Annotated in this window: 19 protein-coding genes; 1 reads left to right on the forward strand and 18 read right to left on the reverse strand. The window is 45.3% G+C overall.

All coding sequences use genetic code 11. The features are described 5' to 3' along the window. Window positions 1-60 precede the first annotated feature (60 nt). The 11 genes from mutM to AZ46_RS11115 all read right to left on the reverse strand — a co-directional run bounded on the left by mutM (window position 61) and on the right by AZ46_RS11115 (window position 13,337). On the reverse strand, window positions 61-885 hold the full coding sequence (gene mutM, locus AZ46_RS11065) for a DNA-formamidopyrimidine glycosylase (RefSeq protein ID WP_029279171.1): 825 nt from the start codon (window positions 883-885) through the stop codon (window positions 61-63). Window positions 886-897: 12 nt separating this feature from the next. Beyond that, entirely contained in the window at window positions 898-3,528 is a 2,631-nt protein-coding gene (polA, locus tag AZ46_RS11070) for a DNA polymerase I (RefSeq protein ID WP_029279170.1), read from the reverse strand. A 101-nt stretch (window positions 3,529-3,629) separates the two neighbouring features. After that, entirely contained in the window at window positions 3,630-4,565 is a 936-nt protein-coding gene (gene hflC / locus AZ46_RS11075) for a protease modulator HflC (RefSeq protein WP_029279169.1), read from the reverse strand. Beyond that, on the reverse strand, window positions 4,555-5,532 hold the full coding sequence (gene hflK, locus AZ46_RS11080) for an FtsH protease activity modulator HflK (RefSeq protein WP_029279167.1): 978 nt from the start codon (window positions 5,530-5,532) through the stop codon (window positions 4,555-4,557). The genes hflC and hflK overlap by 11 nt, the downstream gene beginning before the upstream one ends. A 200-nt stretch (window positions 5,533-5,732) precedes the next feature. Then, window positions 5,733-7,493, reverse strand: a complete 1,761-nt coding sequence (gene pnpS, locus AZ46_RS11085; RefSeq protein WP_029279165.1) for a two-component system histidine kinase PnpS — start codon at window positions 7,491-7,493, stop codon at window positions 5,733-5,735. Beyond that, window positions 7,486-8,205, reverse strand: a complete 720-nt coding sequence (locus tag AZ46_RS11090; RefSeq protein ID WP_029279163.1) for a response regulator transcription factor — start codon at window positions 8,203-8,205, stop codon at window positions 7,486-7,488. The genes pnpS and AZ46_RS11090 overlap by 8 nt, the downstream gene beginning before the upstream one ends. A gap of 216 nt (window positions 8,206-8,421) precedes the next feature. Then, window positions 8,422-8,895, reverse strand: a complete 474-nt coding sequence (locus AZ46_RS11095; RefSeq protein WP_029279161.1) for a MaoC/PaaZ C-terminal domain-containing protein — start codon at window positions 8,893-8,895, stop codon at window positions 8,422-8,424. An 87-nt stretch (window positions 8,896-8,982) separates the two neighbouring features. Beyond that, window positions 8,983-9,921: a malate dehydrogenase gene (gene mdh, locus AZ46_RS11100; RefSeq protein WP_029279159.1), complete on the reverse strand. Its 939-nt coding sequence runs from the start codon at window positions 9,919-9,921 to the stop codon at window positions 8,983-8,985. Window positions 9,922-10,000: 79 nt separating this feature from the next. Beyond that, on the reverse strand, window positions 10,001-11,269 hold the full coding sequence (gene icd, locus AZ46_RS11105) for an NADP-dependent isocitrate dehydrogenase (protein ID WP_029279157.1): 1,269 nt from the start codon (window positions 11,267-11,269) through the stop codon (window positions 10,001-10,003). Window positions 11,270-11,368: 99 nt separating this feature from the next. Then, window positions 11,369-12,487, reverse strand: coding sequence for a citrate synthase (gene citZ, locus AZ46_RS11110; protein WP_029279155.1), 1,119 nt, complete (start codon window positions 12,485-12,487; stop codon window positions 11,369-11,371). A gap of 391 nt (window positions 12,488-12,878) precedes the next feature. Then, a complete protein-coding gene (locus AZ46_RS11115; RefSeq protein WP_029279153.1) occupies window positions 12,879-13,337 on the reverse strand; it encodes a DUF441 domain-containing protein in 459 nt (152 codons plus the stop codon). A gap of 52 nt (window positions 13,338-13,389) precedes the next feature. On the opposite strand from AZ46_RS11115, the gene ytvI reads away from it, so the two are divergent. Further along, window positions 13,390-14,502 (forward strand): sporulation integral membrane protein YtvI, encoded by a 1,113-nt coding sequence (gene ytvI, locus AZ46_RS11120; protein ID WP_029279151.1) that lies wholly within the window; start codon window positions 13,390-13,392, stop codon window positions 14,500-14,502. 89 nt (window positions 14,503-14,591) lie between these two features. Here ytvI and AZ46_RS11125 read toward each other — a convergent pair whose 3' ends face one another. The 7 genes from AZ46_RS11125 to ystJ all read right to left on the reverse strand — a co-directional run bounded on the left by AZ46_RS11125 (window position 14,592) and on the right by ystJ (window position 22,038). After that, the gene (locus tag AZ46_RS11125; RefSeq protein ID WP_029279149.1) at window positions 14,592-14,978 is read right to left on the reverse strand and encodes an FxsA family protein; all 387 of its coding nucleotides are present in this window, start codon (window positions 14,976-14,978) and stop codon (window positions 14,592-14,594) included. A gap of 112 nt (window positions 14,979-15,090) precedes the next feature. Further along, on the reverse strand, window positions 15,091-16,851 hold the full coding sequence (pyk, locus tag AZ46_RS11130) for a pyruvate kinase (protein WP_029279147.1): 1,761 nt from the start codon (window positions 16,849-16,851) through the stop codon (window positions 15,091-15,093). A 54-nt stretch (window positions 16,852-16,905) separates the two neighbouring features. Further along, window positions 16,906-17,865, reverse strand: coding sequence for a 6-phosphofructokinase (gene pfkA / locus AZ46_RS11135; protein WP_029279145.1), 960 nt, complete (start codon window positions 17,863-17,865; stop codon window positions 16,906-16,908). Window positions 17,866-18,203: 338 nt separating this feature from the next. Continuing rightward, window positions 18,204-19,181: an acetyl-CoA carboxylase carboxyl transferase subunit alpha gene (accA, locus tag AZ46_RS11140; RefSeq protein WP_029279143.1), complete on the reverse strand. Its 978-nt coding sequence runs from the start codon at window positions 19,179-19,181 to the stop codon at window positions 18,204-18,206. After that, window positions 19,175-20,038, reverse strand: a complete 864-nt coding sequence (accD, locus tag AZ46_RS11145) for an acetyl-CoA carboxylase, carboxyltransferase subunit beta (RefSeq protein WP_029279141.1) — start codon at window positions 20,036-20,038, stop codon at window positions 19,175-19,177. The genes accA and accD overlap by 7 nt, the downstream gene beginning before the upstream one ends. Before the next feature lie 127 nt (window positions 20,039-20,165). Further along, on the reverse strand, window positions 20,166-20,792 hold the full coding sequence (locus tag AZ46_RS11150; RefSeq protein ID WP_051865422.1) for a FadR/GntR family transcriptional regulator: 627 nt from the start codon (window positions 20,790-20,792) through the stop codon (window positions 20,166-20,168). A gap of 10 nt (window positions 20,793-20,802) precedes the next feature. Further along, window positions 20,803-22,038: an NADP-dependent malic enzyme gene (gene ystJ / locus AZ46_RS11155; protein WP_029279137.1), complete on the reverse strand. Its 1,236-nt coding sequence runs from the start codon at window positions 22,036-22,038 to the stop codon at window positions 20,803-20,805. Window positions 22,039-22,095 lie beyond the last annotated feature (57 nt).

Below are 22,095 nucleotides of genomic sequence, written 5' to 3' on the forward strand. Positions count from 1 at the left end.
AACCATGCCCCTTCCGCAAATGCTACGGTAGTATATGACATCGGCCTATGAGGTGTTCACTTAACTCTGGCAGCTGCTGCAGTAATGGGTTCCTCTTCCTCCAACTACTGTCTTAATAAGGGGTTCGCCGCAAACCTTGCATGGTTCATTCGTTCTTCCGTATACAAACAGCTGAAGCTGGAACATGCCGATCTGTCCTTGTGTATTCACATAGGATCTGACCGTGCTTCCTCCTTTTTCAACGGCTTCACTCAGCGTGCGCACAATTTCCAGATGAAGCTTTGCTGTTTCCTCTGCGCTGAGCCCGTTTGCGGGACGCTCAGGGTGGATGCCGGACCTGAAGAGCGCCTCATCTACATAAATGTTCCCAAGGCCTACAAGCACCTTCTGGTCAAGGAGGACAGCCTTGATTTTCCGGTTCGTCTTTTTCAGCTTTTCCTGCAGGTATTCAGGGGTAAAGCTTTCCGAGAACGGTTCCGGTCCAAGATGGGACAGGGGCATATGCAGTTCTTCCTCACCTTTCGTGAAAAGGTGCATAGTGCCAAACTTTCTGACATCCTTATACCTCAGCTCCGATCCATCCGTCATTTTAAATACGACATGCGTGTGCTTGTCGATGGGTTCAGATGACTGAAACAGACCGTATTTCCCTTCCATCCTGAGATGGGAGACAATGACATAGTCATCAAGATAGAATTTGAGAAATTTCCCCCGTCTTCCGACATCCTGTATTGTCTGGCCGGCAACGGCATCCTGAAACTGCACCGTTTCTTCCGGCTTTTTAATGATTTTGGGCCAGTGGATATATACGGCCTCTATTGTTTTTCCTTTGACTAATTCAATCAGCGTCCGTCTGACGGTTTCAACCTCCGGCAGTTCAGGCATATTTTCACTTCCTTATTTTGCGTCGTACCAGGATGAACCATAAGAATAGTCCACTTTAAGAGGCACTTTCAGTTCAACCGCGTGTTCCATCACTTGAGGAACAAGCTTTTCAAGTACCGGTATTTCTTCTTTCGGCGCCTCAAAAATCAATTCATCGTGCACCTGAAGCAATAGACGTGTTTGAAGTTTTTCCTCTTTCAGCTTTGCAGCCATATCAATCATGGCTTTTTTGATGATATCGGCCGCACTTCCCTGGATTGGGGTATTCATCGCCGTTCTCTCTGCAAAGCTTCGCACATTAAAATTCCTGCTCGTAATCTCAGGTATGTAGCGCCTCCGGTGAAGAAGCGTTTTGACATATCCGTTCTGCTTGGCTTCCTGTACGATCTCTTCCATATACTCTTTGACACCGTCGAAACTTTCGAGGTAGCGTTTAATAAACTCTCCCGCCTCTTTTCGGGTAATGTTCAGACTTTGAGAAAGGCCATAGTCGCTGATGCCATATACGATACCAAAGTTAACGGCCTTTGCCTGCCTTCTCATATTCGAAGTAACGGCATCCGCTTCAACGCCGAAAACGTCCATCGCTGTTTTTGTATGAATATCAAGGTCATTTCGGAAGGCCTCAATCAGATTTCTATCACCTGCAATGTGGGCAAGAACCCGAAGTTCAATCTGCGAATAATCGGCTGCAAACATGACCCAGTCTTTTTCAGAAGGGACAAAGGCCTGACGGATTTTGCGTCCTTCTTCAAGGCGGATCGGGATGTTCTGCAGATTCGGGTCTGTCGAGCTCAGACGGCCTGTCTGGGTTAGCGTCTGTACATATCTTGTATGCACCTTCCTTGTGTCCTTGTGGACGACTTTCAAAAGTCCCTCGATATAAGTGGACTGAAGTTTGCCGAGCTGGCGGTAATGAAGGATTTCCTGCACGATTTCATGCTTGCCTGCAAGCTTTTCAAGCACGTCTGCAGACGTGGAATATCCTGTCTTTGTTTTCTTAGCAGCGGGCAGCCCAAGCTTGTCAAAGAGAATGGAGCCCAGCTGCTTTGGCGAATTGATATTAAACGCCTCGCCTGCAAGGCGGTGAATGGTTTCTTCGAGGGTCATCAGACGGTCTGTCAGCTGCCGTCCCATCTCCTCCAGACGTTCGATATCCACGCTCACACCTGTTGCTTCCATTTCCGCAAGAATAATGGAAAGCGGCATTTCAAGATGGAGATAAAGCTCAAGCTGTTCATTTTCTTCAAGTTGGAGCTGAAGCTTTTCTTTAACAGCCTTTAAGGCAAGACCTTTTCTTACAAGGTGTTCAGCAAGCTTTTCCGTTTCCGGAATGGCGCGTTTTGCCCCCTTGCCGTAAACCGTTTCATCGGACTGAACGAGGTGAATGCCGCTGTGGCGGGCCACTCCTGCTGCATCCGCAAACGACTGTGAAGGGTCCAGGATATAGGCAGCAAGCAATACGTCGAACTCAACTGCATTCAGCTCAATACCCTGCCAGTGAAGAGCAACGATGGATTGTTTGGCATCATAAACCGTTTTTCGTTTCGTCCCGTCTGCCGCCCATTTTTTGAATGCCTCGGATTTTACGGCAAGCTCTGCCGGCACATAGTAGCTGCCATTTTCATTGATCACAGCAAGTCCGATGATGCTGCTGCTGTGATAATTGTCATCAAGCACTTCTACAATCAGGACGGATTCATCAGCCAGGTGCTCCTCCGCAATTTCGACCAGCATTTCAAATTGAACATCTTCAATAGGCTCAAGATCTTCTTCTGTGTCCGCTCCCAGCTTGTCCAGGAGAGAATTGAAGCCGAGCTCTTTGTAAATACCCGCTACGGTCTTAGCCTCAAAGCCCTTATACTCTGCTTCAGACAAGGTAATTTCAAGCGGCGCCGCACAGTTGATGGTTGCAAGCTCTTTGCTCATGATCGCCTGTTCTTTGTTTTCTTCAAGCTTTTCCTTTAATTTTTTGGCCGTGACCTTGTCTAAAGATTCATAGAGCCCTTCAAGGGTTTCATGTTCCTTCAGAAGTTTGATGGCCGTTTTTTCTCCGACGCCCGGAACACCCGGAATATTGTCTGAACTGTCTCCCATAAGACCTTTCATATCGATTATCTGCGAAGGAGACAGGCCGTATTTCTCCATGACAAATTGAGGCGTATAGGAATCAACATCTGTTATTCCTTTTCTTGTAATGTCAACGGTGATGTGTTCTGAGACAAGCTGTGTCAAATCTTTATCCCCGGATATGACTTTCACTTCAAAGCCGTCTTTTTCGGCTTGTCTTGACAGAGTTCCGATAATATCATCCGCTTCATAATTCGGTAGCTCATACCGTGAAATGCTGTAGGCATCAAGCAGTTCCCTGATGAACGGAAATTGCTCCGACAGCTCAGGCGGCGTCTTCTGCCGGCCGCCCTTGTATTCCTTGAACGTTTCATGCCTGAAGGTCGTTTTTCCCGCATCAAAAGCAACCAGCATGTGAGACGGCTTTTCATCTTCAAGTATTTTCATAAGGATCATGGTAAATCCGTAAATAGCGTTTGTATGTACACCTTTGTCATTGTTCAGCAGCGGAAGGGCAAAAAAAGCCCGGTAGGCAATGCTGTTCCCGTCGATCAGCACGAGTTTTTTCGGCATAGGTAAACCTCCCTGTACAAGGATATAAAAAATCCCCTGATTTTCTTTCTCTATTCTACCATGACAGGCAGACAGAATGAAAATCAGGGGACAGGACGCTGTTAGTCAGTTCCGCCCAGCAATGTTTTGGCATAGTCAGAGTCAAACGGCATGATAATGACCGTTTCTTCGTCGATGGTCTTTTTGTAGGATTCAAGTGTTCTGTACAATTCATAGAATTCCGGGTTTTTAGAATAGGAGCTGTTGTAGATTCTCCCCGCTTCCTGTTCCCCCTGACTTCTGATAACATCTGCGTTGGCTGCTGCCTTAGCCAGCATTTCCTTTACAGTCCGGTCGGTTGCCGCGATGGCGCTGTTTTTCTTAGCATCACCCTGGGACAAATAATCCTGGGCCGTTGACTGTCTTTCAGAGATCATGCGGGTATAAACAGAAGCTTCATTGTCCTCAGGCAGGTCGGTACGTTTAATTCTGACATCTGTGACTGTAATGCCGTATCCGTCCTTTTCCAAAAGCGCATTCACAATTTCCGTTACTTTATCGTTAATGCTGCCTCTTGATGATTTTTCATCGTTAATGATTTCATCATAGTTGAGCCGGCCAAGCTCTGAACGGACGGTGGAAAAAGTGAACTCAGCCATTTTTGTTTCAGCGTTCACGAGCGTTCTCGCGTTGGCAATCATTTTCTTCGGGTCGTCTACTTTCCAGACAGCAAAATTATCAATCAGGATTCTTTTTTTGTCTTTCGTATTGATTTCCGCTTCTTCAACATCATATGTCATCTGGTATTTCGGAATTGATGAGACCGACTGGACAAAAGGAACTTTCAAGTGCAGCCCCGGCTTTTCTATGATTCTGACAACCTCGCCAAACTGGCGGACTACTTTATATTCATTTTCTTTTACAACAAACATGTTTGTGAAAAGAACAATCGCTGCAGCAAGGGTGAGTAAAAGCCAGAGTCCCGTCTTTATATATTTGCTGTACCCTCCGGAATCTCCGCGCTTTTCACTCATGTCCACCAAGTTGTCATTGGCCATTCTTTTCACTTCCTTCCTCAGTTTCAGGTTTTGGCTCTTCCTTCTTCTTCTGCAGTTCGCTAATAGGGAGATATTTCATTGTGCTGCCGTCATCTTTCATAAAATAGATCGTGGCTCCTGGAAGCACCTGATCGATCGTTTCAAGAATGAGACGCTTCTCTGTTATGCCCTCGGCTTTTTCATACTCGCTTAGAACAGCGTTGAAATTAGCTACTTCTCCGCGGGCTTTTTCAATTCTTGCCGTTTTGTCAGCTTCTGCTTTTGAGATGAGTGCATCCTCTTCCCCTTCAGCCTCCCGCGTTCGCTGATTTGAGTATTTTTTTGCTTCATTAATTTTCGTATTCATCGTTTCACGCGCGCTTGTTACGTCCGTGAAGGCTTTTCTTACCTCATCATTCGGAAGGTCTACATCCTGAAGTTTCACGGCCAGAACCGAGATGCCGATATCATACTTCTCCATCAAAGAAATCAGCAGTTCCTGAACATTTTCCTCGATTTCCACTTTTCCGGATGTGAGAGCATCGTCAATTTCAGAGCTGCCGATAATGCTTCGAAGGGATGCCGATGTGGCGTCATACAGGATTTCTTCTGGATCTTCCGAGTTAAATAAGTACTTTTCAGGATCGGTAATTTTCCACTGCACAACCATATCTGCGAGAACGATATTTTCATCCCCTGTGATCATTTTCGTGTCCTTTGGAAAGGATTTTACTTCGCCGTTTTCTTCTGAATATCCGAACTTAAGACTGAACGTTTCTTTGGACAGCTTTTCAACGGACTGAATTGGCCATGGCATTTTGAAGTGAAGACCGGGCTCACTGATGCCTTCTTCTACTTCACCAAATGTGATGATAACCGCTTGATCGGATTCATCGACCGTATACCATGTAGTAAATGCAACGATCAAAAGCACTGCAGCCAGCAGCACTGCTCCTATGATCGTGTAAATGCGCCTGATGCTGATCATTTCTCCGCCCCCTTTTTCTCTTCACAAATATTTACGTTCTTTCCATGAAAAGGTTTCATCTTTTTTTGAAGACAAAAAAAGGGACGAGAACAGGGATGTTCTCGTCCAAAAGATTGGCTCCTTGGATGAAGGGGTTTTCACTTAGTATATTATCAGCATTTTATTAAGCAGGAATAAATGTGATGTAAATATATTGTAAACTAGCCTTCGTTTTGGTTTTTATTCAGTTTAACGGTAAACGTAGTTCCTTCCCCAACGGTGCTGCTCACATAAATCCGTCCTTTGTGCGCTTCCACCAGATGCTTGACAATGGCAAGCCCGAGCCCCGTTCCGCCTGAATTCCGGCTTCTCGCTTTGTCCACTCTGTAAAAACGTTCAAAAATCCTTGGAATTTCTTCTTTTTCAATGCCGATTCCCGTATCACTCACAATAAATACCGCCTGGTCACCGCCGTCTTTAAGAATCACATTTACTTTGCCGCCCTTGGGTGTATAGTTCAATGCATTGCTGATCAGGTTGATAAAGATCTGCTTTAAGCGGTAAACATCCCCGTAAATGTGAAGACCTTCTTCCGGCATAGCAAGTGACAGCCCAATCTCTTTTTCTTCTGCTTTGCTTTTCAGGATAATGATAACCTCTTCGAGAACTTCCTTCGCATTGCAGTGCTGAAGGTTCAGCTTAAAGCCCTGCTGTTCTATTTTGGAAAGATCAAGCAGATCCTGAATAAGCGTTTGTAGACGGTCGCTTTCTTTCAAGATGATCGAGAGAAAGTACTCCAGCGTCTCCCTGTCTTCAAGTGCTCCGTCAAGCAGCGTTTCCGTAAACCCTTTAATTGATGTAATCGGTGTTTTGAGCTCATGTGATACGTTCGCAACGAAGTCTTTTCTCATCTGTTCGAGCTTTTTCAGCTCAGTGATATCATGGAAAACAAGCACAATGCCTTTCCATTCATCGTTTGTGCCTATAATCGGGGCACCGTACACTTCAAAATGCCTGCGCTCAATTTTCAGAGGGAGATGCAGCTGTTTTCTTGCTTTGATTTCAGTCATGAAGATATGCTCGACCAAATCAACAATCTCCCGGTGTTCGAACGCTTCATAATAAAGCTTGTACAGGAAGTCTGTTGATTTAATGTGAAAGAGCTCTTTGTATGCCCGGTTTACCAGGTTAATGTAGCCTCTTCCGTCGATCAGGATCAGACCGCTGCCCATATTTTCAATCAGCGTCTGCAGCCTGTCCTGCTGCATTTCCTGTGCACGGTTCATATCCTGAAGATTTCTGGCAAGAACATTAATAGACTGGCTGAGCATGCCCGTTTCATCCAGGTGATCTTCATAGGTTCTTGCTTTATAATTTCCTTTTGCAAGCTCCATCGCAACGTTCGTCGCCGATTCAATCGGCCTTGTGTAGCGCGATGTAATTCTGACAGCAAGCAGCAGAATGACAAGGAGGGCCATTCCAAGACTCGCAATCAGCAATCCCCAGATCTGCTGGTTGATTTTCTTTAAAGACGATTCCGTAGAGCTGAGGACGATATACCCCCGCTTTTCGTTGTTTTCCAAATAAGGAAGACCGTAAAAATACAGTTTGTCATTTTGTATATTTAGTTTGAAGCCTTTATTTGTATTCCGGTGCTTTAGAAGAATCTCTTTTGAAATAGAATCGTGATCCTGTTTAAAAGGGCCGGCATCATGCAGAACATTCCCGTTTCTGTCATAAATGGTGATATGAGCCTTAATCGCTTTGCTGTAGCGGTTCAGGAAGGAGTTCATCTCAGAAGATGACAGTCCCTTTTCCTTTACCAGAAGCTCAGTAATTTTTGCTTCCTCTTTCATGCGCTCCTGAAAAGAACTCATATAATAGCTGCCGAAAATTTGCCCAAGCAAAAGCCCGAGGCCGATCAGTACGGCAATGATCAGTGTAATAAGGGCAAAAATAAGGCGTGACCGGAATCTATTCATCCAGCCTAGGCTCCTCAAGCTTGTAGCCGAGTCCCCTTATAGTTTTAATATAAAGCGGTTTTTTCGTATTGCGTTCTATTTTTTCCCTTAAGTGGCTAATGTGGACATCCACGATCCGTGTATCCCCTGCAAAATCGTAGTTCCATACTGCACTCAAAAGCTGGTCGCGCGTCAGTACTCTTCCTTTGTGACGGGCAAGGTATACAAGCAATTCAAATTCCTTAGGGGTAAGCTCAAGGCGTTCATCGCCGTAATAGGCTTCATAATGTTCAGGGAGAATTCTCAAATCGCCTATCAGGATTCTCTCAGATGTATCCAATTCTTTTTCTTCAGATTCAGAAGATGTCTGCGTTCTTCTTAAAATGGCTTTCACCCTTGCCACAACTTCTCTTGGACTGAAAGGCTTTGTCATATAATCATCAGCGCCAAGCTCAAGGCCAAGCACCTTATCAAACTCATCATCTTTAGCCGTCAGCATGAGAATCGGCACCATGATTTTCTTCTGTCTAAGCTGCTTGCACACTTCGATCCCGTCCATTTTAGGCAGCATAAGATCAAGAACCATTAGGTCAGGGGACTCATTCAAACCCTTTTCAAGCCCGTCTTCTCCATCTATAGCGGTTATTACCTCATACCCTGCCTGAACCAGATTGTACTGCAGCAGAGTCAGGATTGATTGCTCATCATCTACGACCAGAATTTTCTTACTCATATAAAGCCTCCACCAAATAGTATTCCCCTAGCAATCCAACGTGTTTTCTCTCTTTTATACTTCCATTATAGAGGATAGATTCAAATGAACAAATGTTTTCTTTCAAATGATCCTTTCAGCACGCTGTCTTTCTCTATTAGAATAGCCAAAACAGGAAAAGGCATTCCAGTGACGGACAGTAAAATGCCGGCACCCTGTACAGGTGCCGGCATTGGCTTAAAAGTTTTCAAGAGCACTGCCATCCATAGAGGCAATTGCTGCAGGAGGCGCAACTGTTATTGTCCCCTGAATGACGGTCTCGTCTTTGTCATTATGCGCATGTACCTTGAGAAGGACAGTATTTTCGGACGCATTCACCTGGGTCACCTCAAACAGGAATTGAATCATGCTGTAATGATAGACCGCACGGACGAAATCAAGGTTTTGACTAAGGATGTGGCTTCCCGGTCCAGGCATATATTTGGATATCGCAGATGTGATAATGCCCGTCAGCATGATGCTAGGGACAATCGGCTTTTCATAAGGCGTGAGTGATGCATAATCATGCTGAATATAGAGCGGATTAGAATCATTTGTCAGTCCAAGATAGAGGAGCAGGTCTTTATCTTCAATTTTTTCGGTCAGCGTTAATTTCTCTCCAACCGTGATTTCATCTATCTGTCTTCCAAGTTTTCTTTTTTTTCCAAGCAGCATTATCGTCGTCCTCCAATCATTTGAAAACGTTTGCAAAATACTTGATAAAAGGGACTGGAGAGTATTCTCCAGTCCCGGCAGCGATTAAGAAAGAACCTTCATGACACTTTTGACCGAGTCAGCAGATCTTGATAATGCTTCTTTTTCATCATCATTCAAGTCGAGCTCGATAATCTGCTCAAGCCCGTTTCCGCCAAGAATGACAGGAACTCCAAGGTAGATCCCTTCGAACCCGTATTCTCCTTCTAAGTAAACGATAGCAGGAATCACACGGCGCTGATCTTTAAGAATAGCTTCTGCCATTTCTGCAAGAGATGCAGCCGGCGCATAATACGCACTTCCGTTTCCAAGAAGATTGACAATCTCACCGCCGCCTTTGCGTGTTCTCTCAACAATTGCTTCCAGGCGGTCTTTAGGGATCAGCGTTTCAAGCGGAATTCCGCCGGCATACGAATATCTCACCAGAGGAACCATGTCATCACCGTGTCCGCCAAGAACAAATCCAGTCACATCTTTTACCGACAGATTCAGCTCCTGTGCCGCAAATGTGCGGAAGCGCGCAGTGTCGAGAATACCTGACTGGCCGATGACGCGGTGTTTAGGGAAACCTGACTCTTTGAAAACCGTGTAGGTCATGGCATCGACCGGATTGGTCAAAACTAGAATGACCGCATCCGGCGAATACTTCACAATCTCCTTTGTCACGCTTTTCATGATTTTCTGGTTCGTCTGAACAAGGTCGTCGCGGCTCATTCCCGGTTTTCTTGCAATGCCTGCTGTAATGATGACAAGATCAGAATCAGCTGTATCAGCATAGTCGCTGGTCCCTGTAATCTGAGCGTCAAATCCCTGAACAGGACTTGCCTCAAGCATGTCCAAAGCTTTTCCTTTAGTCGGATTTTCCTGCTGCGGAATATCAACAATCACGACATCAGACAGTTCTTTTTGAGCTAACAAAAATGCAGTGGTTGCTCCTGTGAAACCTGCGCCGATTACGGAAACTTTTTTACGCTTCATGCCCATTAAAAACATCCCCTTTAGCATAACAGAGCTGTTTTCCAAAAGTGAAAAACAGCTCTGTGTATTGTTGATGAAGAAGATCTTACATTTTGCTGATTAAAGCATCTCCGAACTCAGAGCATTTCACTTCTTTAGCGCCGTCCATCAAACGGGCAAAGTCGTAAGTGACAACTTTCTCAGAGATGGATTTCTCCATTGCTTCTACAACAAGCTTAGCTGCCTCATTCCAGCCTAAGTGCTCAAGCATAAGGACACCTGAGAGAATAACAGAAGATGGATTTACTTTATCAAGACCTGCATATTTAGGAGCAGTTCCATGAGTCGCTTCGAAAATAGCATGTCCAGTTTCATAGTTAATATTTGCTCCAGGAGCGATTCCAATTCCGCCGACTTGCGCAGCAAGAGCATCTGAGATGTAGTCACCGTTCAGGTTCATCGTAGCAACTACGTCAAACTCGCGCGGACGTGTAAGGATCTGCTGAAGGAAGATATCAGCAATGGAATCTTTAACGATGATTTTGCCTGCATCTTCAGCTTCCTGCTGAGCCTTGTTTGCAGCGTCTTTGCCGTCTTTCTCAACGATGCGGTCATATTCAGCCCAAGTGAATACTTGATCTCCGAATTCTTTTTCAGCAAGCTCGTAGCCCCAGTTTTTGAAGGCTCCTTCTGTGTATTTCATGATGTTGCCTTTGTGAACAAGTGTTACGGACTTGCGGCCTTCTTTGATTGCATAGTTGATGGCAGCACGCACAAGACGCTGTGTGCCTTCTTCTGATACAGGCTTGATGCCGATTCCTGAAGTCTCAGGGAAACGGATTTTGTTTACGCCCATTTCATTTTTAAGGAAAGCAATCAGCTTTTCAACTTCTTCAGATCCTTTTGCATACTCAATGCCGGCATAGATATCTTCTGTATTTTCACGGAAGATCACCATGTCTGTATCTTCAGGGCGTTTGATTGGAGACGGAACACCGTTGAAGTAGCGTACTGGACGCAGGCATGTGAAAAGATCAAGCTCCTGGCGAAGAGCAACGTTCAGTGAACGGATTCCGCCGCCTACAGGAGTTGTTAAAGGTCCTTTGATTGCGATGAAATACTCGCGGATCATATCAAGCGTTTCTTCAGGCAGCCACTCGCCAGTCTGATTGAATGCTTTTTCTCCTGCAAGCACTTCTTTCCAAACGATTTTCTTTTCGCCATTGTATGCTTTGTCAACAGCTGCTTCAAGAACGCGTGAAGCTGCAGCCCAGATATCAGGACCAATGCCGTCTCCTTCGATAAATGGAATAATCGGATCGTTTGGTACGTTAAGTACTCCGTCTGTAACTGTGATTTTTTGTCCTTGTGTCATTGTAGTTACCTCCTGTTATGTAAGTGAAATTTGTTTTTTGGAAAAATGCGCAGGGACAGGCAGCATCAGCGTATGCCGATACTGCCTCGTCCGCTTAAATCAGCCGCGCTGCTCGATTGGAACGTATTTTTGCATGTCAGGGCCTGTGTAATCTGCGCGAGGGCGAATCAGGCGGTTGTTTTCGTACTGCTCAAGAATGTGTGCAAGCCATCCTGATACACGGCTGACAGCAAAGATCGGCGTGAAAAGGTCATGGTCAATTCCAAGACTGTGGTACATGGATGCTGAATAGAAATCAACATTCGGCGGAATTGATTTTTCGCTGGTTACGACCTCTTCGATTTTTGTGGACATTTCAAACCATTTTGGTTCGCCTGTCAGGTTGGTGAGCTTCTCGGACATTTCTCTGAGATGCTTGGCTCTCGGATCTCCCTGGCGATATACGCGGTGTCCGAATCCCATGATTTTTTCTTTGCGGGCAAACTTTTCGTGAAGATACGCTTCGACGTTATCCACATCGCCGATTTCCTTCAGCATCTTCATAACAGCTTCGTTTGCTCCCCCGTGAAGCGGCCCTTTTAGAGCTCCGATCGCTGCAGTGATTCCGGAATAGACGTCTGACAGTGTCGCCACACAGACACGCGCTGTGAATGTAGATGCATTTAATTCATGATCTGCATGAAGAACGAGTGCCTTGTTGAAAGCCTCAACCGCAACACTGCTTGGCTCTTCGCCTGTCAGTGTATACAGGAAGTTTTCTGCTAAACTGGCATCTGCCTTCGGTTTAATAGGCTCAAGCCCCTTGCGGATACGTGCGAATGCAGCCACAATTGTAGGCAGTTTAGCCTGCAGACGGATCGCTTTGCGGTAGTTCGCTTCCGGATCCATGACATCGGCTTCGCTGTCAAACAGCCCAAGAAGGGAAACAGCTGTGCGGAGCGCCGCCATCGGATGCACTGACTTAAGGTCGTACGATTTAAAATGGCTGACAACCTCCTGCGGAATTTCCGCATTCTCTGCAAGCTCTTTTTTAATCTGTGCAAGCTCTGCATGATCAGGAAGCTTTCTGTGCCACAATAAATATACAACCTCTTCGAAACTAGCATTCTCTGCTAAATCATCGATGTTATACCCCGCATATGTAAGAGTATCATCAATAATTGAACTTACGGATGAAGTAGTAGCAACTACTCCCTCCAGACCCCGTGTTGTTGTCATGTAAATCTCTCCTTTGCAAAAATATCCCCATTGATCCGCTCTTCTCGTCAGCAATAAAAGATAGCATTCGACAAATCCATTTTTCTTCTTATTTGCCCATTCTTCCAATTATTTAAACGACCGAGCGCTTGCTCAATACTCAAGCATTTTTAAAAAGAAAATGCTTACATTTACAGCCATTATAAGAGCCACATCGAATGTTATCTTCAATTGTGACTTAAGATGAACAAGAAGGCGTAATCATACTGCCTATATCCATTATAAACAATTATCTGATTTTTGTGAACGAAAAGAATTTCCAGAAGCAAAAAATTTGTCAGAAAAATGATATTTAAGATGAATAATAGGTTTTCAAGGCGCCTTCTCGTATATTGTATCAGAATTTATTATATTAACCAAAAAATTTAACCGTTTGCATGGCCAGATAGGCAATGCCTGCCCCGATCAGCGGCCCGACTGCCACTCCCCCAAATAATGAAACGGCGAGAATGGTGCCAAATACAAGCGCTGTTGTAATGTGCGGATCATCCTGCAGCAGAGTCAAACCGTTTTTAGCAATCAGCGCCACAGCAATTCCTGCACCCAGGGCAATCCATGCGTAGGAGGATTTCATTGCTTCTGTCAGCTGCTTAAATCCGATATCTCCTGTGGCAATCGGGACGAGAACGGCAATCGTAATAACCGTAACCCCCCAATTTATTCCTTTCGACTGAATGTGCGGAAACAGCTTTTCATCCAGTCCGGTCAGTTTTACAGCAAGAAGAAAACCTACTGCAAACATTAATGACTGATTTTTGGCAAGAAATCCAACGATGAATAATATGATTAAAAATAGGACAGGTTGATTCATTTCATTCTTCCTTTCCGGATTTTTCCCCAAAAGAGAAAAGGAGGGTATTTTATTGAATGCACAACTGGCACATGCGGCCTTCAGAGCCCTTGCAGTCACAGCAATTATCATAGCTGCAGCTGCGTCCGTCTATTATGTATCCGCCCTCGCTTATCCATTTATTATAGGTTTTTTATTAGCCTCTATTATAAATCCTTTTGTCGATCTGCTTGAGAGGCGGATGGTTCGCGGCGCTGCCGTGTTTTTGTCTATTGCGTGCTTAGTCATTGTCTTTGCAGGAATGGTCACACTTCTGATTGCAGAGATTGTAGCGGGTACGACTTATTTAGCTTCGTCTGTACCTGAGCATTTTAAAACGCTTGTTGTATATATAGAAACATTTACTTTAGACCGGATTCTGCCGGTTTATGAGGACTTTGCAGCGCTGTTTAATACTCTTGATGCCTCCCAGCAAAAAACGATTCTTGCAAACATCCAGCACACCGGTGAGCAAATCGGTTCAAACGCGGCAGAATTTCTAAAAGAAATATTAGAAAACATTCCGCTTCTGATCAGCTGGCTTCCCAATGCAGCAACTGCCGCTGTCTTTTCTCTTTTAGCCGCTTTTTTTATCAGCAAAGACTGGTACAAGTTCCAGAAATTACTCAGAAAGTATCTTCCCGTCAAAGCACGAAAAAGCGGAAGATCTGTCGCAGATGACTTAAAAAAAGCATTATTTGGTTTTATAAAGGCCCAGATTATTTTGATCAGCATTACCACTGTGACCGTCCTTATAGGGTTGCTCTTATTGAGAGTGGATTATGCAATCACGATAGCTTTGATGATTGGCCTGGTCGATCTATTGCCGTACCTTGGCACCGGTCTTGTCTTTGTTCCCTGGATCATCTACTCTGCTTTCAGCGGCGAACTCCCCTTTGCTATTGGACTTGGCGCGCTGTATCTTATTATCTTAATGCAAAGGCAGCTGATAGAACCGAAAATTCTCTCTTCTACCATTGGTCTTGATCCGCTTGCTACCCTGCTTTCTCTGTTTGTCGGCTTTAAGCTGATTGGGTTTTTAGGCCTGATTGCAGGGCCGGTTGCTCTTGTCATTTTTAACGCCCTTCAGAACGCCGGGGTTTTTGAGGATGCATGGAAGTTTATTACAGGAACGAGCCGCGATTAGGCCAATCGCCTGTTTTTCTCCTGCATACAGATAAGAAATCCCCCGAATTTTTTCGGGGGATCTTTCTTGCCGGCAAGCTTCACCCGGCTCTATCTGATAATGGTGAACCGGTTTCGTTCAATCATTTTGCTGATCTGCTTCTGAAGAAGCGGTTTAAACATTTTCCTTGTGCCGGGTATGAGCAGCATAAAACCGGTTATATCGGTGACAAAGCCCGGTGTGAGCAAAAGGAGGCCGCCTGTAAGGATGCAGAGTCCGTCGAGTATCGAGTCTCCGGGAATGTTGCCCCTGCTCATTTCTCTCTGGACTTTTTGAATGGTTTCTATGCCTTGTTTTTTGGCCAGGAAGGCGCCTCCGACTCCTGTTGCAATGATCAGCAGAATGGTCGGAATAATTCCGAGCGTTTTGCCTGAGAACAGCAAAATGCCAATCTCAAGCGCAGGGATGATGATTAGAAAAGGCAGGATATATCTCAATGTGAAATTCACCTCGCGTTATGGATAAAAAGGCTTGTGCATCTAATGGAAAAGTATATGAAACACATGCAAAAAAGAGAAGGGGTCTGCCCTTCTCTTTTTCTGTATTCACTTAAAGGACGCTTGCGTGTCCTTGATAGATCGCGCCGCGTGATCCGTCTACTGTGATTTCCTGGCCGTCTTTTAAGATGGCTGTTGCGTTTTCAACGCCGACAATAACAGGAATTCCAAGGCTTAAGCCTACAACAGCAGCATGACTTGTCAAGCCGCCTTCTTCTGTAATAAGAGCAGCTGCTTTTTCAAGCGCAGGCATCATGTCGCGGTCTGTGCTTTGAGAAACCAGAATGGCTCCCTGTGTCATTTTTGCTTCTGCATCAGCCGCTGAGCTTGCCACTACAACTTTGCCGAATGCAGTTTTGCGGCCAATGCCCTGGCCTTTAGCGATAACATCGCCGACAACATGAACTTTCATCAAGTTTGTTGTGCCTGTTTCTCCGATCGGCACACCAGCTGTGATGACAATCAGATCACCATGCTTGACTACACCTGAAAGAAGGGATTCCTGAACAGCCTGATCAAGCATTTCATCTGTTGATGAAGACTGTTCGCCGTTGCGTGAATGTACGCCCCATACAAGAGCAAGCTTGCGTGAAACAGATTCACATGATGTGACCGCAACGATTGGAGCTTTAGGACGGTATTTTGAGATCATGCGTGCAGTATGGCCGCTTTCAGTCGTTGCTACAATTGCAGCCGCCTGAAGGTTCAAGCCTGTATGTGCAACCGATTGTCCGATTGCATCTGTAATTGTCATGTCAGCCTGTTCGCTGCGCTTTGCAAGGATCTGCTTGTAATCCAGTGCCTGTTCTGCACGTGAAGCGATGTTGTTCATTGTTTGAACAGCTTCAACAGGGTATGAACCGGCTGCTGTTTCACCAGAAAGCATGATTGCATCTGTACCGTCGAAAATGGCATTTGCAACGTCACTTGCTTCTGCGCGTGTAGGGCGCGGGTTGCGCTGCATGCTGTCAAGCATTTGAGTAGCTGTGATAACAGGCTTGCCTGCTGCGTTGCACTTTTTGATCAATTCTTTTTGAACAAGAGGCACTTCTTCTGCAGGAATTTCAACGCCAAGGTCTCCGCGCGCTACCATAAGGCCGTCTGATACTTCAAGAATTTCATCGATGTTGTCGACGCCTTCCTGGTTTTCAATTTTCGGGATGATCTGGATTTGAGATGCTCCATGTTTTTCAAGCAATTCGCGGATCTCAAGAACATCTGCTGCGCGGCGCACGAATGATGCAGCGATAAAGTCCACTCCCTGCTCAATTCCGAACACAATGTCATTTGCATCTTTTTCAGTGATTCCAGGAAGTTTTACACTTACTCCCGGCACGTTGACGCCTTTTTTATTTTTAAGTGTTCCTGTGTTAAGGATCTTTGTTCTGATTTCACTCGCCTGTTTATTGATTTCAATTACTTCAAGACCGATCAGACCGTCATCAAGAAGAATGATTGAACCTGTATGAACATCGTCGATAAGACCTTCGTAAGAAATGGAGAACTTGTCTGCTGTACCAAGAACTTCAGTCATAGATACCGTTACTTCAGATCCTGCCACGAGTTCAATTGCTCCGTCCTGCATAGAATGCGTGCGGATTTCCGGTCCTTTCGTATCAAGAAGGATGGCAACATTCTTATTAAGCTTTGCAGCTGCTTCGCGGATGTTTTTGATGCGTGCTCCGTGCTCTTCAAAATCTCCGTGGGAGAAGTTCAGGCGTGATACGTTCATGCCCGCTTCCATCAATTGTGTAAGCTTCTCTACACTTTCACTTGCAGGGCCGATCGTACAAACTATTTTCGTTTTTCTCATTCGATAAATTCCTCCTGTATATAGGTATGAAAACGATACCAGTCTGATTGGAAATCAGATGGATAATTCTTTGGAAAGCTGGTACATGTTCTGATCAATCGTATGCGGTGTGTCTAGAATTTCGAGGATATCATTGTTCGTCAGCTTGTTGCTTTGAATACCGACCGCACGTCCGCCTTTGCCTTCAAGAAGAAGTTCTACAGCGTAAGCTCCCAGACGGCTTGCAAGGACTCTGTCAAATGCTGTTGGCGACCCTCCGCGCTGAATGTGGCCAAGAACGGAGACACGTGTTTCGAGGTTTGTAGCTTCTTCGATCCTTCTTCCGAAGTCAACTCCGCTTCCAACGCCTTCAGCAACAATGATGATACTGTGCTTTTTGCCGCGGTCTGTTCCGTGCTTCAGACGGGCAAGTATATCTTCCATATCATAGTCAACTTCAGGAATCAGAATCGTTTCTGCTCCGCCTGCAAGGCCGGACCATAATGCAAGATCTCCTGCATGGCGTCCCATTACTTCAATTACATATGTACGCTCATGTGAAGTTGCTGTATCACGAATTTTGTCTATTGCATCAATCACGGTATTAAGTGCCGTGTCAAATCCGATTGTAAAATCTGTGCCTGGAATGTCATTGTCAATGGTGCCTGGAACGCCTACGCACGGGAAACCGTGTTCAGTCAGTTTTTTAGCTCCCATGTAAGAACCGTCTCCGCCGATGACTACAAGGCCTTCAATGCCGTGCTTTTTCAGCTGTTCGATGCCTTTGAGCTGGCCTTCAACTGTTTTAAACTCCGGGCAGCGGGCTGTGTAGAGCTTTGTACCCCCGCGGTGGATAATATCTCCTACCGAACCGAGTTCAAGTTTTTCTATATGGCCTGCAATTAAGCCTGAATAACCATGATAAATGCCGAACACCTCTACGTCATGATAGATCGCTTTACGTACGACAGCACGCACGGCAGCGTTCATGCCAGGTGAATCTCCTCCACTGGTTAATACGCCGATTTTTTTCATTTTTCTCACCCCAAAGTAGTATGTGATATTAAAATAACATGAAGAAATGGGCAATACAATAGACAAGAAACGACAAATGTCGAAATTTCACGTTACCTTTAAACCTTTCTCATTATACAATAAAACCGCCTGTCCTGAAGGGTTTTCAGCGAATCTTTGAAAATTAAGTCAAGTAAACGCTTCCTTTTGGGATTGTCGAATAATCTCACTCACATGAACTGGCTGTTTTTCTATGAATAACCAGATTTGGCATTCTTCATTTAAGAATTCAAGGTCTGAAAAACAGTCCTTTCAAAAAAAGAAACGTGCCGCCTTCCTTCCGAAGGCTACACGTTAATCTATTTTACCCCAATAATTTCCTCTGCAAACGAAACCTGGCCGATTCTTTTAAACTTTTCATAGCGGTGCTGAATCAGCTGCTCTCCATCGAGCTTTAAAAGCTCTTTCAGCGAATCATGAATGACCCCATTCATATTTTTTGCCTGTTCAGCAACATCCCTGTGGGCGCCGCCTTTTACTTCTTTGATGATTTGATCAATAACGCCCAGTTCTTTCAGATCCGGGGCCGTGATTTTCATCGTTTCCGCTGCCTTTTTGGCAAGTCCTGAATCTTTCCACAAAAGGGCAGCAGCTCCTTCCGGGGAAATAACCGAATAGGTTGAATTCTCAAGCATATGGATGTGGTTGCCGACTCCAAGAGCAAGCGCACCGCCGCTTCCGCCCTCGCCGATAACGATGCAGATGACCGGTACGGATAACCCTGCCATTTCAAAAAGGTTCTTTGCAATGGCTTCACTTTGGCCACGTTCTTCGGCTGCTTTTCCAGGGTATGCTCCTTTTGTATCAATCAGGCAAATGATCGGACGGCCGAACTTGTCAGCCTGATGCATCAGTCTGAGTGCCTTGCGGTAGCCTTCTGGATGAGGCATTCCGAAGTTTCTGCGGATGTTTTCTTTTGTATCTTTTCCGCGCTGATGGCCAATGACCGTTACAGGGAGCCCGTTAAACTTGGCAATTCCGCCTACGATGGCTTCATCATCCCCATAATACCGGTCACCATGAAGCTCGAAAAAGTTTGTGAAGAGCTTTTCAATATAATCAAGCGTTGTCGGACGGTTCGGATGTCTTGCAATCTGAACTCTGTCCCACGGCTGAAGATTTGTGTAAATTTCTCTCTCAAGCTTTTCAAGGCGCCCTTCAAGCTTAGAGATCTCAGCAGACAAGTCCACATCTGTACTTTCCGTAAACTGTTTCAGTTCAGAGATTTTCGCCCTCAGTTCTGTGACGGGCTTTTCAAATTCCAGTTCCCCTACCATGAAGATGCACCTCCTGAGGAATGAAGCTCAAGGATATTCGAAAGAGTATCCTTCATATCGAGACGGTGGATGACCGCATCAAGCTGACCGTGTTTTAATAGAAATTCTGCTGTCTGGAAATCTTCCGGCAGATCTTCTCTGATCGTCTGTTCAATAATCCGTCTGCCGGCAAAACCGATTAGCGCTTTCGGTTCAGCAAAATTGTAGTCTCCCAAAGAGGCAAAGCTTGCTGAAACACCGCCTGTTGTCGGGTGTGTCATTACAGAAATGATCAATCCGCCGTTATCACTGAACAGTTTCAGGGCAGAGCTCGTTTTGGCCATCTGCATAAGGCTTAAAACACCTTCCTGCATTCTGGCGCCGCCTGAAGCTGTAAAGATGATGAATGGAAGCTTTCTTTCATTCGCACGCTCAATCGCTCTCGTAATCTTTTCTCCAACGACTGACCCCATGCTTCCCATCCGGAAAGTGGCATCCATGACTGCAACAACGGTCTGATTGCCGTTAATGGCTCCCTCGCCTGTTACAACCGCTTCATTCATCTTTGTTTTCTTCCGGTCTTTTTCTACTTTTTCAAGATAGCCCGGAAAATTAAGAGGGTTTTCAGAAACCATCTCTTTATCAAACTCTTTAAATGTATGTTCATCAAATAAACTCTTAATGCGCTCTTTGGCATTCATTGTATGGTGGTGGCCGCAGTTCATGCACACGCGCAGGTTTTTATTTAATTCTTTCGTATACATAATCTTTTTACAGCTTGGACATTTTGTCATAATTCCTTCAGGCACATCGTGCTTTGCCTGATCTGAAGGAATGGATGCATATTTCTTTTTCTTTGAAAATAAATCCTTTAACAAATCGCTGCCTCCTTTTCTATGAAAATGACCGGGCAATTGCCTGACCATCATCCATTTTTTTGCAGGCTGTGAATCTGCGCCGCTGATAATAAGACCGGCAGCAGGGAAGCCTTTCCGAAAAAAGATGTTATGCCTTATCGGCACTTTCTTTATGAGCTAGAGTGTAAAAAGATTGGAATACACGATTTTCGTCCTTGGAAAGCAGTCCGTCGATGATTTCTTCATAGACGGCTTGAGGTCCGGACTCATGTTTGGGCTGAATCAGCTTTACATACTCGCTGACAACCGTCCAGATACGGTACAGCAGAAAATTATCCGACAGTTTCATAAGCTCCGTCATGAATGCTGCATGGGCCATCGTCTCCTGCTTCAGCCTGTCTCTCAGTTCTTTCAGTTCCGTCTCGCGGTCTTTTGCAAGCAGGACCTGCAGGGCATTATATTCAAGAAGCTTATTCATCTCAGTAAGATCAGAAATTGCATTTTTATCCTGAAGAATAAAGGTGCCGAGAATTTCGACAAGGTCATTGTCGCGAAAATCTTTAATAAAGGTGCCTTCCCCGCGCCTTGTTTCAATGATCCCCAGGAGCTCAAGCGCCCGAAGCGCTTCTCTGACAGAGGACCGTCCTGCCTGCAGACGTTCGGCAAGCTCGCGTTCAGATGGAATCTTATCGCCCGCAGCGAGCCCGTCTTCTTTGATGATCGACCTGATTTCGCGAAGAATTTCGATATATACTTTAGGTTTAGATGCACTCATTGTACATCACTCACTTTGCATCAATAATCGCAAGCTGCTTCGTTTTTTCTGCAATTTCCTCAGGATCGGCTTTTATTCTGGCCACTCCCGTTTCCATTGCTGCCCTCGCAACAGCCGCAGCCACCGCAGGGGCAACCCGGGAATCAAATGGAGCCGGGATGACATAATCCGCCGTCAGTTCCTCAGTTGAAATCAGGGCAGCAATCGCTTCTACAGCCGCAATTTTCATTTGTTCATTTATGTGTGTAGCTCGCACATCAAGCGCTCCGCGAAAAATGCCAGGGAAAGCAAGAACGTTGTTTACCTGATTCGGGAAATCTGAACGGCCTGTTCCGATGACCATGGCGCCTGCTTCTTTCGCTTCATGAGGCATGATTTCAGGGACAGGGTTTGCCATTGCAAAGATAATCGGATCTTTTTTCATGGATGCAATCATTTCTTTCGTCAAAGCCCCTTCTACTGAAACGCCGATAAACACGTCCGCATCTTTAATGACATCGGCCAGGCTTCCCTCTGTGCGGTCGCGGTTTGTATATTTGGCCACTTCCTCTTTTACACTGTTCATTCCATAAGAGCGGCCTTCAAAGATCGACCCTTTGGAATCGCACATGATAATATCGCGCACACCGTAGCGGTAAAGCAATTTAATGATGGCAATGCCTGCCGCACCCGCTCCGTTTGCAACCACCCTGATGCTTGACATGGATTTGCCAGCAAGCTTCAATGCGTTCACAAGACCTGCCACTGTAACGATGGCTGTACCATGCTGGTCATCATGGAAAATCGGAATATTCGTTTCTTTTTTCAGGCGCTCTTCAATGACAAAGCAATTCGGTGCAGCAATATCCTCAAGATTCACGCCGCCGAAAGTAGGTTCGAGAAGTTTGACCGTTTCTACAATCTTGTCCACATCCGTTGTGTTTAAACAGATTGGAAACGCATCAACACCTGCGAAGCTTTTGAAAAGAACAGCTTTCCCTTCCATAACAGGAAGTGCTGCCTCCGGTCCGATATTTCCAAGCCCAAGGACAGCCGTTCCATCAGAAACAACGGCAACCATGTTGCCTTTCATTGTATAGTCGTACACTTTATTTTTATCTTCATAAATCGCTTTGCAAGGTTCAGCGACCCCTGGAGAATATGCTAAGCTCAGGTCTTTAGCATTTCTGACTGGTACTTTTGATTTTGATTCAAGCTTTCCTTTATGAACTAGATGCATATGTAATGCTTCTTCGCGCAATGACATGTTCTCACTCCTTAGGGTCTATTTGGAGGTGGTCAGACCACCTCCAGCCAATAATAA

This window comes from Metabacillus indicus LMG 22858 (genome assembly GCF_000708755.2).
In the GTDB taxonomy this organism is placed as follows: Bacteria; Bacillota; Bacilli; order Bacillales; family Bacillaceae; genus Bacillus_P; species Bacillus_P indicus.

Bases quoted from the DNA above. Each gene is read 5' to 3' on its own strand.
- mutM (WP_029279171.1), bottom strand. From the start codon at position 885: ATGCCTGAACTGCCGGAGGTTGAAACCGTCAGACGGACGCTGATTGAA.
- polA (WP_029279170.1), bottom strand. From the start codon at position 3,528: ATGCCGAAAAAACTCGTGCTGATCGACGGGAACAGCATTGCCTACCGG.
- hflC (WP_029279169.1), bottom strand. From the start codon at position 4,565: ATGGCCAATGACAACTTGGTGGACATGAGTGAAAAGCGCGGAGATTCC.
- hflK (WP_029279167.1), bottom strand. From the start codon at position 5,532: ATGATCAGCATCAGGCGCATTTACACGATCATAGGAGCAGTGCTGCTG.
- pnpS (WP_029279165.1), bottom strand. From the start codon at position 7,493: ATGAATAGATTCCGGTCACGCCTTATTTTTGCCCTTATTACACTGATC.
- AZ46_RS11090 (WP_029279163.1), bottom strand. From the start codon at position 8,205: ATGAGTAAGAAAATTCTGGTCGTAGATGATGAGCAATCAATCCTGACT.
- mdh (WP_029279159.1), bottom strand. From the start codon at position 9,921: ATGGGCATGAAGCGTAAAAAAGTTTCCGTAATCGGCGCAGGTTTCACA.
- icd (WP_029279157.1), bottom strand. From the start codon at position 11,269: ATGACACAAGGACAAAAAATCACAGTTACAGACGGAGTACTTAACGTA.
- citZ (WP_029279155.1), bottom strand. From the start codon at position 12,487: ATGACAACAACACGGGGTCTGGAGGGAGTAGTTGCTACTACTTCATCC.
- AZ46_RS11115 (WP_029279153.1), bottom strand. From the start codon at position 13,337: ATGAATCAACCTGTCCTATTTTTAATCATATTATTCATCGTTGGATTT.
- pyk (WP_029279147.1), bottom strand. From the start codon at position 16,851: ATGAGAAAAACGAAAATAGTTTGTACGATCGGCCCTGCAAGTGAAAGT.
- pfkA (WP_029279145.1), bottom strand. From the start codon at position 17,865: ATGAAAAAAATCGGCGTATTAACCAGTGGAGGAGATTCACCTGGCATG.
- accA (WP_029279143.1), bottom strand. From the start codon at position 19,181: ATGGTAGGGGAACTGGAATTTGAAAAGCCCGTCACAGAACTGAGGGCG.
- AZ46_RS11150 (WP_051865422.1), bottom strand. From the start codon at position 20,792: ATGAGTGCATCTAAACCTAAAGTATATATCGAAATTCTTCGCGAAATC.
- ystJ (WP_029279137.1), bottom strand. From the start codon at position 22,038: ATGTCATTGCGCGAAGAAGCATTACATATGCATCTAGTTCATAAAGGA.